Origin of the sequence: Brevundimonas sp. (assembly GCF_041919755.1) — a bacterium.
In the GTDB taxonomy this organism is placed as follows: Bacteria; Pseudomonadota; Alphaproteobacteria; order Caulobacterales; family Caulobacteraceae; genus Brevundimonas.
In genome coordinates this window covers 133966-148460 of record NZ_JAYRTD010000005.1, presented here as the reverse complement: position 1 = coordinate 148460, position 14495 = coordinate 133966, and the positions used below count along the sequence as shown (strand labels likewise).

Genomic DNA, 14495 nt, shown 5'->3' with positions numbered 1-14495 from the left:
AATGGTGAAGGCCAGACGACGCTTTCGTGAAGCCGGTAGAGGCGTCTAAACCACATCGAAGATGCGCGTGGCGCACCTCGAATCTGTCGAGCCGCATGACCCTTCTGCCTATCCACGCCGTTCTGGAGCCGCTGAAAACCGCGCTCGTGGCCCACAATGCCGTGGTCCTGGCCGCACCGCCCGGTGCAGGCAAGACGACCGTGGTGCCGCTGGCTCTGCTGGATGAGCCATGGCTGGAGGGCCGTCGGATACTTGTGCTGGAACCGCGCCGGCTGGCGGCCCGGGCGGCGGCGGAGCGGATGGCGGCGACGCTGGGGCAGCCGGCGGGCGAGACCGTCGGCTATCGCACCCGACTGCAACGCCGGATCGGGCCCAAGACGCGGATCGAGGTCATCACCGAAGGCGTCTTCACGCGGATTATTCTGGACGACCCCGGCTTGGAAGGCGTCGGGGCTGTCCTGTTCGACGAGTTTCACGAACGCAGCCTGGATGCGGACCTCGGGCTGGCCCTGGCGCGCGAGAGCCAGACCATTCTGCGTGATGACTTGAGGCTGCTGGTCATGTCGGCGACACTGGATATCGCGGGCGTGTCACGCCTGCTGGCGGGGACGGACGGCAAAGCTGCGCCCGTAATCGAGGCGGAAGGACGGATGCATCCCGTCCAGACGCGGTACCTCGGTCGCAATCCGGCCGAGCGACTGGAGGATGCGGTGGCCCGGGCGGTTGTCCAGGCGCTGGGCGACGAGGCGGGCTCGATTCTGGTCTTCTTGCCGGGGCAGGGCGAGATCCATCGCACCGCTCAACGGCTGTCCGAGCGACTGCGCGAGCCAGCGGTCGATGTAGTGCCTTTGTACGGCGGGCTGGAGCGGGCGGCGCAGGACAAGGCCGTTGAACCGGCGGCACCGGGACAGCGCAAGGTCGTGCTGGCCACCTCGGTCGCCGAGACCAGCCTTACCATCGAAGGGGTTCGGGTCGTGATCGATTCGGGTCTGTCTCGTGTTCCCCGTTTCGAAGCGGCGAGCGGCCTGACACGACTTGCGACGGTCAAGGTCAGCAAGTCCTCGGCCGAGCAGCGTCGCGGGCGGGCGGGGCGAACGGAGCCGGGAGTCTGTCTGCGTCTGTGGGATGAGGAGCAGACGCGAGGATTGGTACCGCATCAAAGGCCAGAAATCCTGGAAGCGGATCTGACCGGGTTTGCGCTTGATCTGGCGCGATGGGGGCGGGCCGATGTGCAAGGGTTGGCGCTGCTGGACATGCCGCCGGCGGGCGCATTCGCAGAGGCGCGAGCGGTGCTGGGGCGGCTGGGTGCGCTGGATGAGTCGGGAGCGCTGACACCGCACGGACAACGGCTGACGCGCATGCCCCTGACGCCGCGTCTGGCGCACATGGTCTGCGTGGCCGCCGATGCCGGTGACGCCGGACTAGGGGCCCGGATCGCGGCAGTGCTGAGCGAGCCGGGGCTGGGTGGAAATGCCGTCGATCTGGGCGAGCGGCTGCAAGGGTTGGCGCGAGATCGATCTCCGCGGGTCCGGGACGCCATGACGCTGGTCGCTCGCTGGGCCAAAGCGGCGGAGCGAGACGTCGTCGCGCGCAAGGCACAGGCGGGCCAGCTAGAGGCCGGCGCGCTGCTGGCCGAAGCCTTTCCCGAGCGCGTCGCCAAGGCGCGGGGCAAGCCCGGAGAGGTGCTGCTGGCCTCCGGGCGCGGGGCGTTCCTGGACCCGACCGAGACGCTGTCGCGGGAGCCTTGGCTGGCGGTGGCCGAACTGGGGGGAGGGGACGCCCGCGATCGCATCCGGTTGGCGGCCCCGGTCGATCCCGTCGATCTGGAGGCGCGGATTGTTGTCGAGGACAGGTTGGTGCAGGAACCGTCGGGCCGGATGGTCATGCGGCGCATCCGTCGGATAGGGGCCATCGTCGTTGACGAACGGGTCATGGGGCCGCCGGACCGCGCCGCGATCACCGCTGCCTTGCGCGAGCAGGTCGAGCGTGGCGGTCTGAAGGGTCTGAAGTGGGGAGAGCGGTCAGTGGGGCTGCGCGCAAGGCTGGCCTTCCTGCATACACTGGACGAGACCTGGCCGGACGTTTCCGATGCGGCCCTGCTGACCTCGCGGCAAGACTGGCTTTGGCCGCTACTGGATGGCGTCCAGTCGATGTCTGCCATAGCGGACACGGCGCTGGAGCAGGGGCTGAAGGCGCTGATCCCCTGGGACCGGCACCGGGCGCTGGATGAGCTGGCACCGGCGCGCCTGGAGACGCCGCTGGGGTCCACCGCCATCGACTATGCCGCCGAGGGTGGGCCGCGGGTGGATATTCGGGTGCAGGAGCTGTTCGGGGTGACCACGCACCCGACCGTGGGTGGCGGAGCGGTGCCCCTGACCCTGGCCCTGCTGTCGCCGGCGCGACGACCGGTGCAGGTCACCAGGGATCTGCCGGGCTTCTGGGCTGGCAGCTGGGCGGCGGTGCGGGCCGAAATGCGGGGACGCTATCCGCGTCATCCGTGGCCTGAAGACCCGGCGGCGGCCCAGGCCACATCGCGAGCCAAGCCGCGCGGGACGTGACGCTTGCCTTTTATCCCCATCGCGCCTAGAGAGCGCCCGCACTTCACACGCAGGCGTGGCGCAGGTCGGGGAGACATCCCGGTTTGCACCGTTCCGAGGGCCATTTGGCCTTTCAGCGCCTGCGGCGGATCAATCGGATAAAGGACACTACACTCATGGCTCTGCCAGAATTCTCCATGCGTTCGCTGCTCGAAGCCGGCGCGCACTTCGGTCACCAGACGCACCGCTGGAACCCGAAGATGGACCGCTACATCTTCGGCTCGCGCTCGAACATCCACATCATCGACCTGTCGCAGTCGATACCGCTGCTGCACCAGGCCCTGGTCGCCGTGCGCGATGTGGCCGCCAAGGGTGGCCGCGTGCTGTTCGTCGGCACCAAGCGCCAGGCCGCCGATCCGGTCGCCGAGGCCGCCAAGCGCTGCGCCCAATACTATATGAACAACCGCTGGCTGGGCGGCACGCTGACCAACTGGAAGACGGTCTCGGGTTCGATCGCCCGCCTGCGCGAGCTGGACGCCCTGCTGGAATCCGGCGGCGAAGGCCGGGTCAAGAAGGAACTGCTGAACCTGACCCGCGAACGCGACAAGCTGGAGCTGTCGCTGGGCGGCATCAAGGACATGGGTTCGGTGCCGGACATCATGTTCGTGATCGACACCAACAAGGAAGCGATCGCGATCCAGGAAGCCCGCAAGCTGAACATCCCGATCATCGCCATCCTGGACACCAACTCGGACCCCGACGGCATCACCTATCCGGTGCCCGGCAACGACGACGCCGCCCGCGCCATCCAGACCTACTGCGACCTGATCGCTGACGCCGTCCTGGACGGTCTGGCCGCCGGTGCCTCGCAGTCGGGCGTGGACCTGGGTGCCGCCGTCAACCCGGACGAGCCGATGCTGCGCGAAGCCAAGGCCCCCAAGGCTGAAGCCGAAGCCGCCCCGGCCGGCACCGAGGCTGTCGCCGCCGAACTGGAAGCCGCCGCTGAGCCGGCCGTTGCCGACGAAGCCGCCCAGGCCGCCACGTCGGAAGCCAACGACGCCGTCGAAACCGAGAAGGCCGCGGTCTGAATCGAGCCGCCTTCGTCTGACGGCGAAAACTGACATACGGCCGGGCTAAACCAGCCCGGCCGTTCCCGCATTCGAATACCCAAGGAGCTATACAATGGCCGAGATCACAGCCGCCCTCGTCATGGAACTGCGCGCCAAGTCGGGCGTCGGCATGATGGACTGCAAGAAGGCGCTTCAGGAAACCGACGGCGACATCAATGCCGCAATCGACTGGCTGCGCGCCAAGGGCCTGTCCAAGGCCGCCAAGAAGGCCGACCGCGTTGCCGCCGAGGGCCTGGTCGCCGTCGCGTCCAAGGAAGTCGGAGCCGGTGAAGTCGGCGCCGCCATCGAGTTCAACGCCGAGACGGACTTCGTTGCCCGCAACGAACTGTTCCAGAACGCCGCCAAGTCGTTCGCTCAATTGGGTCTGGAGCACGCCACGGTCGAGGGCCTGCACGGCGCCGAGCTGGAAGCCGGCAAGACGGTCCAGGACGAGGTAACCAACCTGATCGCCACGGTCGGCGAGAACATGCAGCTGCGTCGCGCCGCCCGCCTGTCGGTCGATGAGGGTGTCGTCGCCTCCTACGTCCACAATGCCGTGTCGCCCGGCGTCGGCCGCATCGGCGTGCTGGTCGCCCTGCACGGCGGTGGCGACAAGGCCGCCCTGCGCGAACTTGGCCGCAAGATCGCCATGCACGTGGCTGCGACGGCTCCGCTGTCGCTGAACACGGACGATCTGGACCCTGCCGCCGTCGAGAAGGAACGCGAAGTCCTGACCGAAAAGGCCAAGGAAGAAGGCAAGCCCGAAAACATGATCGCCAAGATCGTCGAAGGCCAGATCAACAAGTTCCAGAAGGACGTGGTGCTGATCAAACAGCCGTTCGTCATGAACCCTGATGTGACCATCGAACAGCTGGTCGCCGACACGGGCAAGGAACTGGGCGCGCCCGGCCTGCACCTGGCCGGCTTCGTCCGCCTGGCGCTGGGCGAAGGCGTCGAGAAGGTCGAGGGACCGGACTTTGCTTCGGAAGTGGCCTCCATGATGGGCGGCAACTGATCGGTTCAGCCCAAGGCTGAATGATGGAAACGAAGGGTCGGTGGCGAGGCGTCACCGGCCCTTTTTCTTTGGGACTTGGCGAGGCCACGTCCGATGCGCCAAATGACGGCCTGCTGATTCAAGGGGTCTGTTTCATGAAGCGTCTGCTCGCCGCCGTATCCGCCATCGCCATCCTGGCCGCCGCGCCCGTACAGGCCCAGGACGTCGACCGTGTCGCCGTCAATCGCATCATCGATCAGGGACTGAACCATTCCGAGATCATGCAGACGGCGGCCTATCTGACGGACCGGATCGGCGGGCGGATGACCAACTCGCCCCAGATGCGTCAGGCGGAACAGTGGACGCAGCAGAGGTTCCGCGACTGGGGCCTGTCCAATGTGCGTACCGAGGGGTTCGAGTTCGGGCGCGGCTGGTCCATCGTCCGGTCCAGTGCCCGCATGACTGAGCCGCGGGTGCTCGACCTGCGGGTCATCCCCATCGCCTGGACGCCCGGCACCAACGGCGTGATCTCGGGCGACATCGTCGTGGCACCGATCACCAGTCCCGGCCAGTTCGAGCAATGGCGCGGCAAGCTGCGGGGCAAGATCGTCCTGCTGACCCGGCCTGACAACGGCTCGGAGCCGACCGAGCCCGCCTTCCGCCGCTGGACCGATGAGGAACTGGCCGGCCGGAACACCTATGTCCTGCCTCGCAACGATCCGGAGGCGGCCGAGCGCGCTGCGCGATCCGGTCGGGCCGACTTCGCCATGCGGCTGGATGCCTTCCTGGTGGAGGAAGGCGCTATCGCCATGGTCCGCATGTCACAGAGGGACGGTGGCCTTCTGCACGGCACAGGCTACACCTATCAGGCGGGCGCGACACCCAGGACGCCGGGCTTGGAACTGGCCGCCGAAGACTATCGCCGTCTGGCGCGTCTGGCCCTGACCGACACCCCGCCGAAGTTGGAGCTGATGAGCGAGGTCCAGTTCCACGACGAGGACGTCAATGCCTACAATGTCTTCGCCGACATTCCGGGCTCTGACCGGTCGGGCGAATATGTGATGGCCGGGGCGCATCTGGACAGCTGGGTCGCCTCCGACGGGGCCGTGGACAATGCCGCCGGTAGTGCCGTGGTCATGGAGGCCGCACGCATTCTGAGAACCATGGGTGTGCGGCCCAAGCGCACCATCCGGTTCGCCCTCTGGAACGGTGAGGAACAGGGCCTGCTGGGATCGCTGGCCTATGTCGACCGGCATCTGGCGACGCGCGCGCCCCTGAGCGATGCGGCGGATGCATCCCTGCCCAACAGCCAGACCTGGCGCGCCCGCTGGCCGATCCAGCCGCGCGAGGGCCACGACGATCTGGTGGCCTATTTCAATCTCGACAACGGCTCGGGCAAGATCAGGGGCATCAACGCCGAGGGCAATGTCGCCGCCGCGCCGATCCTGCAGAAGTGGCTTGAACCCTTTGCCAGCATGGGGGCCACGACCGTGTCGCTGCGACCCTCGGGCGGGACGGACCACGTCTATTTCCAGACGGTTGGGGTGCCCGGTTTCCAGTTCATCCAGGATCCGCTGGATTACAGCAGCCGACTGCACCACACCTCGATCGACAGCTACGACCATCTGCGGGCCGACGACCTGCGTCAGGCGGCGGTCATTCTGGCCAGCGTCCTGCTGAGTGCCGCCAACTCTGACGAGCCGCTGCCGCGCATGCCGCTGCCGACGCGGCCGACCGCAAGTGATCCGTTCGCCTATCCCGGTGGGGAGTGACGGCGCGCTGCGGCGACACGGACACGTCATCCGACTTCTGCCGCGCTTCGCTACCAGCTAAAGGTGCGGGATGATTGGAAGATTGAACCACGTCGGTATCGCCACGCCCTCCATCGAGACCAGTGTCGCGATGTATCGCGACCTTCTGGGGGCGAGGACGGCTCATGCGCCGTTTGAGCTGCCGGCACAGGGGGTCAGGGTGTGCTTTATCGACCTGCCCAACAGCCAGATCGAACTGATCGAGCCGCTGGGTGAGGATTCGCCGATCCACGGCTTTCTGGCCAAGAACCCGAAGGGCGGGCAGCATCACGTCTGTTTCGAGGTCGACGATATTCTGGCGGCGCGGGATGATCTGCGGGCGAAGGGCGCGACCATCCTGGGCACGGGCGAGCCGAGGATCGGCGCGCATGGGACACCGATCCTGTTTCTGCATCCCAAGGATATGGGTGGGGTGCTGGTCGAGCTGATGGAAACGCCAGAGAACGGAGCGCACTGATGCCCATCGGTCCTGTCACCATGTTCGCCATCTATGTGGTCTGCTGGTGGGTGGTGTTGTTCACCGTGCTGCCGCTGGGCACCTCGCAGGAGGTGCATGAGCCGCCGACCGACGGGACACAGTGGGGAGCCCCCAAGACCCCGAACCTGAAGCGCAAATTCATCACCACGACCTGGGTTTCGGCCCTGATCTGGCTGCTGGTGATGGTGCTGGTCTTCATCGGCTGGATGCCGCTGCCGGATCTGGCTCCGCCTGTTTGATCGCCTGGCCTAGCTTTCGCCCCGGTCGCCCGGCTAAAGCAGGTCTTTCCTGACTGATTGCCGGATTCCGCCCATGCGCCTGTCGCGCTACTTCCTGCCTACGCTCAAAGAGGCGCCCTCGGACGCCACCATCGTCTCGCACCAGCTGATGCTGAGGGCGGGCATGATCAAGCAGGAGGCCGCCGGCATCTATGCCTGGCTGCCGCTGGGTCTGCGGGTGCTGCGCAAGATCGAGCAGATCGTGCGCGAGGAGCAGGAACGGGCCGGGGCGGTCGAACTGCTGATGCCGACCCTGCAACTGGCCGATTTGTGGCGCGAGAGCGGGCGCTACGACGCCTATGGCCCGGAGATGCTGCGCATCACCGACCGGCATGAGCGTGAACTGCTGTACGGGCCGACCAATGAGGAGATGATCACCGACATCTTCCGCGGCTTTGTGAAGAGCTACAAATCCCTGCCGCTGAACCTGTTTCACATCCAGTGGAAGTTTCGTGACGAGCGGCGTCCGCGGTTTGGTGTGATGCGTGGGCGCGAGTTCCTTATGAAGGACGCCTACAGCTTCGACATCGACGAGGCGTCGGCGCGCAAGGCCTATAACCGCATGTTCGTGGCCTATCTGAACACCTTCGCGCGGATGGGTCTGAAGGCCGTGCCGATGCGGGCCGACACCGGGCCGATCGGAGGAGACCTGAGCCATGAGTTCATCGTCCTGGCCGATACGGGCGAGAGCCAGGTCTTCTGCGACCGCAAGCTGGTCGAAATGCCGGCGCCGGGTGGCGATGTGGACTGGGACGACCTGCAGGCCATCGTCGACGAGCGGATCGGCCTGTATGCCGCAACCGAGGAGATGCACGACGCCGGCCAGTTCGAGACGCAGACGGCCGAAGCCGACCGCCTGACCGCGCGCGGCATCGAGGTCGGCCATATCTTCTACTTCGGCACCAAATACTCCGCCCCGATGAAGGCCAGGGTCGCCGGGCCGGACGGTCAGGACACCGAGGTCCACATGGGCAGCTATGGCGTCGGTGTGTCGCGCCTGCTGGGGGCCATCATCGAGGCCAGCCATGACGACGGCGGGATCATCTGGCCCGACGCCGTTGCTCCGTTCGACGTGGCAGTGATCAATCTGCGCAACAGTGACGAGGCGGTGAACGCCGCGTGCGAAGAGGCCGTGCATCGTCTGGAAGCCGCTGGCCGCGATGTGCTGTATGACGATACCGACGAACGTCCGGGCGGCAAGTTCGCGCGGGCGGACCTGATCGGTGTGCCGTGGCAACTGACCATCGGGCCCAAGGGTCTGGCCGAAGGCACCGTCGAACTGAAGCGCCGCGCGACCGGCGAGAAGACGTCCGTGCCCCTGGACGAAGCGATCTCGAGGCTGCTGGCATGACCGATGCAGTTGTGGCCAAGACCACGAAGCCGGCCGGGCCGTTTTCGGCCTGGGAAGTCGGGCTGGCGCTCCGCTATCTGCGGGCCAAGCGCAAGGAAGGCGGAATCGCGATGATCGCCGTCATCTCCTATGTCGCCATTGCCCTGGCGGTCATGGCCCTGATCGTGGTGATGAGCATCATGGCCGGGTTCCGCTCGACCCTGCTGGACCGGATGCTGTCCTTCAACAGCCATATGTACGTTCAGGGCCAGATCCTGAACGATCCGAACCGCGAGCAGGCCCTGGAACGGATCAAGGCCGTGCCGGGCGTCATCAGCGCCGCGCCCATGATCGAGGCCCAGAGCCTGGTGCGGGCCGGTGGCATGACCACAGGAGCGATCGTCAAGGGCATCCGCCCGGACGACCTGCGCTCGCTCAACTATGTCTATGACAGCCTGGACCCGGAGGCGCGCCGCACCTTCGGTCAGGGCGAATACGGCGGGGACAACATCATCATCGGGCGGGCTCTGGCCGAGGGCATGGGCCTGCGTGTCGGCGACGCCATCACCCTGTATTCGCCCACCGGTGCGGACAGCGCCTTCGGCAATCTGGGCGGGCTGGAGAAAAGCTATCGCATCGGCGGGCTGTTCACCTCGGGCACGGCGGACTTCGACCGCGCCTTCATCTTCATGCCCCAGGAACAGGCCCAACTTTTCTTCGGCAAGGAGGGTGTCTCGGACGTCATCGACGTCAAGGTCGCCAAGCCCGACGAGGTCGGTGCCATGATCGCGCCCGTGCGGAACGCAGCGGGGGCGGGGGCCTTCGTCACCGACTGGCGCGATCGCCTGGCCGCCTTCTGGGGGGCGTTGAAGGTCGAGCGGGTGGCGATGTCGATCATCCTCGGTCTCGTCGTCGCCATCGCGGCGCTGAACATTATCTCCGGCATCGTCATGCTGGTGAAGAACAAGACGCGCGACATCGCCATCCTGCGCACCATCGGGGCCAGCCAGTCTTCGATGCTGAGGGTCTTCTTCATGGCCGGGGCGACCATCGGCGTCGCGGGCACGATTACGGGCCTGACGCTGGGCCTGCTGTTCTGCCTGAATATCGGCTCGATCCAGCATTTCCTGGAGTGGGTGTTCCAGACAAAGCTGTTCGATGCGGACGTCTATATGCTGGACGCCGTGCCGGCTCTGGTCGATCCGCTCGACGTGCTTTGGGTCACCTTGTGGTCCACCTTCATGTCCTGCGTTGCGGGTCTGATCCCGTCGTGGCAGGCGGCCAAGCTCGATCCGGTGGAGGCCCTGCGCTATGAGTGAAACCCTGACGCAGGATGCGACCATACAGAGCTGTCCACAGGCTTATCCCCAGGGTGCCGTCTTTTCCGCACGCAATGTGACGCGGACCTATCCGACGGCGTCGGGCGGACTGACGGTGCTGAAAGGCGTCGATCTGGACATCATGCCGGGCGAGATCGTGGGCCTGATCGGTCCGTCGGGGTCGGGCAAGTCGTCGCTGCTGCATGCCGCGGGCCTGCTCGAGCGTCCGACCTCGGGCGAGATCCGTTTCGAAGGCGCGGATGTCGGGGATCTGAGTGAGCGCGAACGGACGCATATCCGTCTGGCCAGCATCGGCTTCGTTTATCAGTTCCATCATCTGCTGCCGGAGTTCGACGCGCGGGACAATGTGGCTCTGCCGCTGCGGATCGCAGGCGTTGGCCTGTCGCAGGCGCGGAAGCGTGCCGACGAGGTTCTGACCAGCCTGGGTCTGGGCGAACGACTGACGCATCAGCCGTCGGAGTTGTCGGGCGGGGAACGTCAGCGCGTGGCCGTGGCCCGTGCCCTGGCCAACCGGCCGCGTCTGCTGCTGGCCGACGAGCCGACGGGCAATCTGGACCCCGCCACCAGCCAGACGGTGTTCGAGGCCCTGCACGATCTGGTCAAACAGACCGGCGTCGGGGCCTTGATCGCCACGCACAACATGGAGCTGGCCGGACATATGGACCGCGTCTTCGCCCTGAAGGACGGCCATTTGGAAGAGCGTCCGGCGCAAAGCCAAGCGTACTGAATCCTCGTACCGGGCCTATTTCTTGCCCGGGGGCGTGGTGAAAGGCGAACTGCCCACGCTGACGGGCGGCTTGGCCTTTTCCGCCTTCGGTTTGCGAGCTTCCTTGTTGCTGCGGACCTGACCCTTGGCCATGTGCTTGTCTTTCATGACGCCTGCCGCCGAGGGGCGGGCAGGGCGGCGTCCGCAGCACCCTACGCCCGCGCCATGATCTTCGCCATGCGGGTTGACGAGAACAAAACCGCAACATAGAACATACAGGCAACATTCAACCTGGGGACAAGATCATGGCGCGTTGGACGAGAGATATGCTGTCGCTTGCGTCGTGCGGCGGCTTCGTCTGGATGACATGGCAGGCCGCCTATCTGATTCAGTGAGTCGGTAAGATGGGCCTGTTCAAGGAGAACCAGGCCATCGCCACGACATCTGCCCAGTTCGTCCACCTCAGGGTCCGTTCGGCCTATTCGCTGCTGGAAGGCGCGATCAAGGCAGGCAAGGTCTCGACCCTTGCAGCGGATGCGGGCATGCCGGCCGTCGGAGTCGCGGACCGCGCCAATCTGTTCGGAGCGCTGGAGTTCAGCGAGGGGGCCAAGGCTGCAGGCGTTCAGCCCATTTTGGGCTGCGCCCTGCCGGTGACCGGCATAGGCGGGCAGATCAATCAGCGTTGGGCCAAGGTGCCGACCGTGGTTCTGCTGGTCCAGAACGAGGCCGGGTGGCTGAACCTGTCGGCCCTGTCGTCATCCGCGTTTCTCGATGCCGGTGCGACCGACGAGCCCAGCGTACCCTGGGACAAGGTCGTCGCGCACTCCGAGGGTCTATTGCTGCTGTCCGGCGGGCCGGACGGACCGGTCGATCCTCTGTTCGTCCAGGGCAAGGCCGCCGAAGGTCAGGCGGCTCTGTCGGCCATGCAGGCGGCGTTCGGCGACCGCTTTTACGTCGAGCTTCAACGCCACGGCCTGGCCAGCGAGCAGCAGGCCGAGCGCGGGCTGGTCGACTGGGCCTATGCCCACGATGTGCCGCTGGTCGCAACCAATGACGTCCACTATGCCAAGGCCGCGCAGGCCAAGTCGCATGACGCCCTGCTGTGTATCGCCGATGGGGCCTTCGTCGGCCAGGACGACCGGCGAAAGATCACGGGCGAACACTGGTTCAAGCCGGCGGCGGCCATGCGGGAGCTGTTCGCCGATCTGCCCGAGGCCTGCGACACCACCATCGACATCGCCCGGCGCTGTGCCTTCCTGGCCCCCACGCGTGCGCCCATCCTGCCGCGGTTCGACACCGGTGCGGGGCGGTCGGAACCCGACGAGTTGATGCATCAAGCTCGCGAGGGGCTGAAGGAGCGGCTGAAGCAGGTCGTGCCCGCCGCGCCCGAGGCCGACTACTGGACCCGTCTCGAATGGGAGGTCGGGATCATCCAGCAGATGGGGTTCCCCGGCTACTTCCTGATCGTGTCGGACTTCATCAAATGGGCCAAGACGCACGGGATCCCGGTGGGGCCGGGGCGGGGATCGGGGGCCGGGTCGCTGGTCGCCTGGGCCCTGACCATCACGGATCTGGATCCTTTGCGGTTCGGCCTGCTGTTCGAGCGGTTCCTGAATCCCGAGCGGGTCTCCATGCCCGACTTCGACATCGACTTCTGTCAGGAGCGGCGCGAGGAGGTCATCGACTACGTTCAGGACCGCTATGGCTCCGACCGGGTCGCCCAAATCATCACCTTCGGCACACTTCAGGCACGCGCCGTGCTGCGCGACGTCGGCCGGGTGCTACAGATGCCGCTGGGTCAGGTGGACCGACTGGCCAAGATGGTGCCGGCCAACCCCGCCAATCCGGTGACCTTGGCCCAGGCCATCGAGATCGAGCCGCGCCTGCGCGAGGCGCGCGACAACGAGGCCTCGGTGGCGACCCTGCTGTCGACAGCTCTGGAGCTGGAGGGGCTGTACCGCAACGCCTCGACCCACGCCGCCGGTATCGTGATCGGCGACCGGCCGCTGGTCGAACTGGCACCGCTGTATCAGGACCCGCGCTCGACCATCCCGGCCAGCCAGTTCAATATGAAATGGGTTGAGGCGGCGGGTCTGGTCAAGTTCGACTTCCTGGGCCTGAAGACGTTGACCGTACTGGATCGCGCGCGGCAGTATCTGGAGCGTCGCGGGGCCGCCCCCGACTGGAACGCCCTGCCGCTGGACGATCCGGCGACTTATGAGCTGATGGCCTCGGGTCAGACGGTCGGTGTGTTCCAGCTGGAATCCCAAGGCATGCGCGACACCCTGCGTAAGATGCGTTGCGGCTCCATCGAGGAGGTCACGGCGCTGATCTCGCTCTATCGGCCCGGCCCAATGGAGATGATCGACACCTATATCGACCGCAAGTTCGGCCGGCAGGAGGTGGACTATCTGCACCCGACCCTGACCGAGGTGCTGACCGAAACCTATGGCGTCATCATCTATCAGGAACAGGTGATGAAGATCGCCCAGATCCTGGCGGGCTATTCGCTGGGCGAGGCCGACCTTCTGCGTCGCGCCATGGGCAAGAAGAAGAAGGAGGAGATGGACTTCCAGCGCGCCCGTTTCGTGAAGGGTGCGTCCGAGAAGGGTGTGCCGGAGGCGCAGTCCGGGTCCATCTTCGATCTGGTGGCCAAGTTCGCGGGCTATGGCTTCAACAAGTCGCACGCCGCCGCCTATGCCCTGATCAGTTTCCAGACCGGCTGGTTGAAGGCGACCCATCCGGTCGAGTTCATGGCGGCGTCCATGTCGCTCGATCTCAGCAATACCGACAAACTGGCTGTTTTCTATCAGGATTGCCGCCGGTTCGACGTGCCGGTGAAGTCGCCGGACGTGAACCGGTCGTCCGCTGATTTCGACGTGGCGTGGGACGAACAGGCGGACGGGACCAAGGTCGGCTCGGTCCTTTATGCTCTGGGGGCCATTCGCAACGTCGGACTGGAAGCGATGAAGCATCTGGTGCAGGTGCGCGAAACCGGTGGGCGGTTCACCGACATTTTCGACTTCCTCGAACGGGTCGATCCGAAGTTCGTGAACAAGCGGGCGTTGGAAAATCTGGCACGCGCCGGGGCCTTCGACAGCTTCCACACCAACCGCCGCCAGCTGGTCGAACAGGCTGATACCCTGATGGCCTATTGCCAGAGCGTGGCGGCGGAACGGGCCTCGTCGCAGGTGTCGCTGTTCGGAGGCGACCAGGCAGGGGCGGCGCGGCCGCGCCTCAAACCGGTCGAGCCCTGGATGGGACCGGAGCGGCTGGATCAGGAACTGTCGGCCGTCGGTTTCTATCTGTCCGGCCATCCGTTGGAGGACATGGCGGCAGCGCTGAAACGCAAGCGCGTGACCTTCGTGGCCGAGGCCACGGCCCTGGCGGAGAGCGGGCACGAGGCCTTCATGATGGCGGGTGTTGTGCGCCGTCGTCAGGAACGGGCGAGTGCCAAGTCAGGCGAAAAGTTCGCCTTCGTCACCTTCTCGGACCCGACCGGCGAGTTCGAATGCCTTTTCCCGCCGGAGCAACTGCGTAAATGCCGTGAGGTGCTGGAGGTCGGGGCCTCCATCATGGTGCGGGTGCGGGCCAAGAGCGCGGACGGCGAGGTGCGCTTCTTCGGCGATGACGCCAGCCGTCTGGACACCCTGATCGACGATGGGGCCATGGGTCTGAGAGTGCATGTCTCGGCGCAATCGTCAGACGTGATCGAGGCGCTGAAAAGCCGGCTGGAGCGGGCCAGGGCGAATGGCAAGGGCGGAGAGGTTGCCCTGATCGCCGCGATCGACACCCCTTCAGCAGGGCGACGCGAAATTGAGATGAAATTGCCGGGTCGCTATCGTCTGGACGGGGCACTGCGCGGGGCCCTGAAATCCGCACCCGGCGTGGTCCTGCTCGAGGATGCCTAGT

The 14495-nt window shown here is 66.0% G+C and carries 11 protein-coding genes; 10 read left to right on the top strand and 1 reads right to left on the bottom strand.

Features of this window, described 5'->3' with window-relative positions; all coding sequences use genetic code 11:
- The first annotated feature begins 95 nt into the window (after positions 1-95).
- The 9 genes from hrpB (at position 96) to ACE3TH_RS08490 (ending at position 10604) form a co-directional block, all read left to right on the top strand.
- Positions 96-2558: an ATP-dependent helicase HrpB gene (hrpB, locus tag ACE3TH_RS08530; protein ID WP_374599198.1), complete on the top strand. Its 2463-nt coding sequence runs from the start codon at positions 96-98 to the stop codon at positions 2556-2558.
- A 155-nt stretch (positions 2559-2713) separates the two neighbouring features.
- The gene (gene rpsB, locus ACE3TH_RS08525) at positions 2714-3625 is read left to right on the top strand and encodes a 30S ribosomal protein S2 (protein WP_374599196.1); all 912 of its coding nucleotides are present in this window, start codon (positions 2714-2716) and stop codon (positions 3623-3625) included.
- Between the two features lie 94 nt (positions 3626-3719).
- Entirely contained in the window at positions 3720-4661 is a 942-nt protein-coding gene (gene tsf, locus ACE3TH_RS08520) for a translation elongation factor Ts (RefSeq protein WP_374599194.1), read from the top strand.
- A gap of 134 nt (positions 4662-4795) precedes the next feature.
- Positions 4796-6412, top strand: a complete 1617-nt coding sequence (locus ACE3TH_RS08515) for a M20/M25/M40 family metallo-hydrolase (protein WP_374599192.1) — start codon at positions 4796-4798, stop codon at positions 6410-6412.
- 70 nt (positions 6413-6482) lie between these two features.
- The gene (gene mce, locus ACE3TH_RS08510) at positions 6483-6908 is read left to right on the top strand and encodes a methylmalonyl-CoA epimerase (protein ID WP_374599191.1); all 426 of its coding nucleotides are present in this window, start codon (positions 6483-6485) and stop codon (positions 6906-6908) included.
- Entirely contained in the window at positions 6908-7168 is a 261-nt protein-coding gene (locus ACE3TH_RS08505) for a DUF1467 family protein (RefSeq protein WP_374599189.1), read from the top strand. The genes mce and ACE3TH_RS08505 overlap by 1 nt, the downstream gene beginning before the upstream one ends.
- Before the next feature lie 73 nt (positions 7169-7241).
- On the top strand, positions 7242-8558 hold the full coding sequence (gene proS / locus ACE3TH_RS08500; protein ID WP_374599187.1) for a proline--tRNA ligase: 1317 nt from the start codon (positions 7242-7244) through the stop codon (positions 8556-8558).
- Positions 8555-9856, top strand: a complete 1302-nt coding sequence (locus tag ACE3TH_RS08495) for a lipoprotein-releasing ABC transporter permease subunit (RefSeq protein WP_374599185.1) — start codon at positions 8555-8557, stop codon at positions 9854-9856. Before proS ends, ACE3TH_RS08495 begins: the two co-directional genes overlap by 4 nt.
- Positions 9849-10604, top strand: a complete 756-nt coding sequence (locus ACE3TH_RS08490) for an ABC transporter ATP-binding protein (RefSeq protein ID WP_374599183.1) — start codon at positions 9849-9851, stop codon at positions 10602-10604. Before ACE3TH_RS08495 ends, ACE3TH_RS08490 begins: the two co-directional genes overlap by 8 nt.
- 15 nt (positions 10605-10619) lie before the next feature.
- On the opposite strand, the gene ACE3TH_RS08485 is transcribed toward ACE3TH_RS08490, so the two are convergent.
- Positions 10620-10736 carry a hypothetical protein gene (locus ACE3TH_RS08485; protein WP_292169289.1) on the bottom strand — a complete coding sequence of 39 codons (117 nt, stop codon included), beginning with the start codon at positions 10734-10736 and terminating at the stop codon, positions 10620-10622.
- Between the two features lie 251 nt (positions 10737-10987).
- Here ACE3TH_RS08485 and dnaE point away from each other — a divergent pair, with 251 nt between their 5' ends.
- On the top strand, positions 10988-14494 hold the full coding sequence (gene dnaE, locus ACE3TH_RS08480) for a DNA polymerase III subunit alpha (RefSeq protein ID WP_374599181.1): 3507 nt from the start codon (positions 10988-10990) through the stop codon (positions 14492-14494).
- Position 14495 lies beyond the last annotated feature (1 nt).

Coding starts and splice junctions, on each gene's coding strand:
- hrpB (WP_374599198.1), top strand. CDS start 96: ATGACCCTTCTGCCTATCCACGCCGTTCTGGAGCCGCTGAAAACCGCG.
- rpsB (WP_374599196.1), top strand. CDS start 2,714: ATGGCTCTGCCAGAATTCTCCATGCGTTCGCTGCTCGAAGCCGGCGCG.
- tsf (WP_374599194.1), top strand. CDS start 3,720: ATGGCCGAGATCACAGCCGCCCTCGTCATGGAACTGCGCGCCAAGTCG.
- ACE3TH_RS08515 (WP_374599192.1), top strand. CDS start 4,796: ATGAAGCGTCTGCTCGCCGCCGTATCCGCCATCGCCATCCTGGCCGCC.
- mce (WP_374599191.1), top strand. CDS start 6,483: ATGATTGGAAGATTGAACCACGTCGGTATCGCCACGCCCTCCATCGAG.
- ACE3TH_RS08505 (WP_374599189.1), top strand. CDS start 6,908: ATGCCCATCGGTCCTGTCACCATGTTCGCCATCTATGTGGTCTGCTGG.
- proS (WP_374599187.1), top strand. CDS start 7,242: ATGCGCCTGTCGCGCTACTTCCTGCCTACGCTCAAAGAGGCGCCCTCG.
- ACE3TH_RS08495 (WP_374599185.1), top strand. CDS start 8,555: ATGACCGATGCAGTTGTGGCCAAGACCACGAAGCCGGCCGGGCCGTTT.
- ACE3TH_RS08490 (WP_374599183.1), top strand. CDS start 9,849: ATGAGTGAAACCCTGACGCAGGATGCGACCATACAGAGCTGTCCACAG.
- ACE3TH_RS08485 (WP_292169289.1), bottom strand. CDS start 10,736: ATGGCCAAGGGTCAGGTCCGCAGCAACAAGGAAGCTCGCAAACCGAAG.
- dnaE (WP_374599181.1), top strand. CDS start 10,988: ATGGGCCTGTTCAAGGAGAACCAGGCCATCGCCACGACATCTGCCCAG.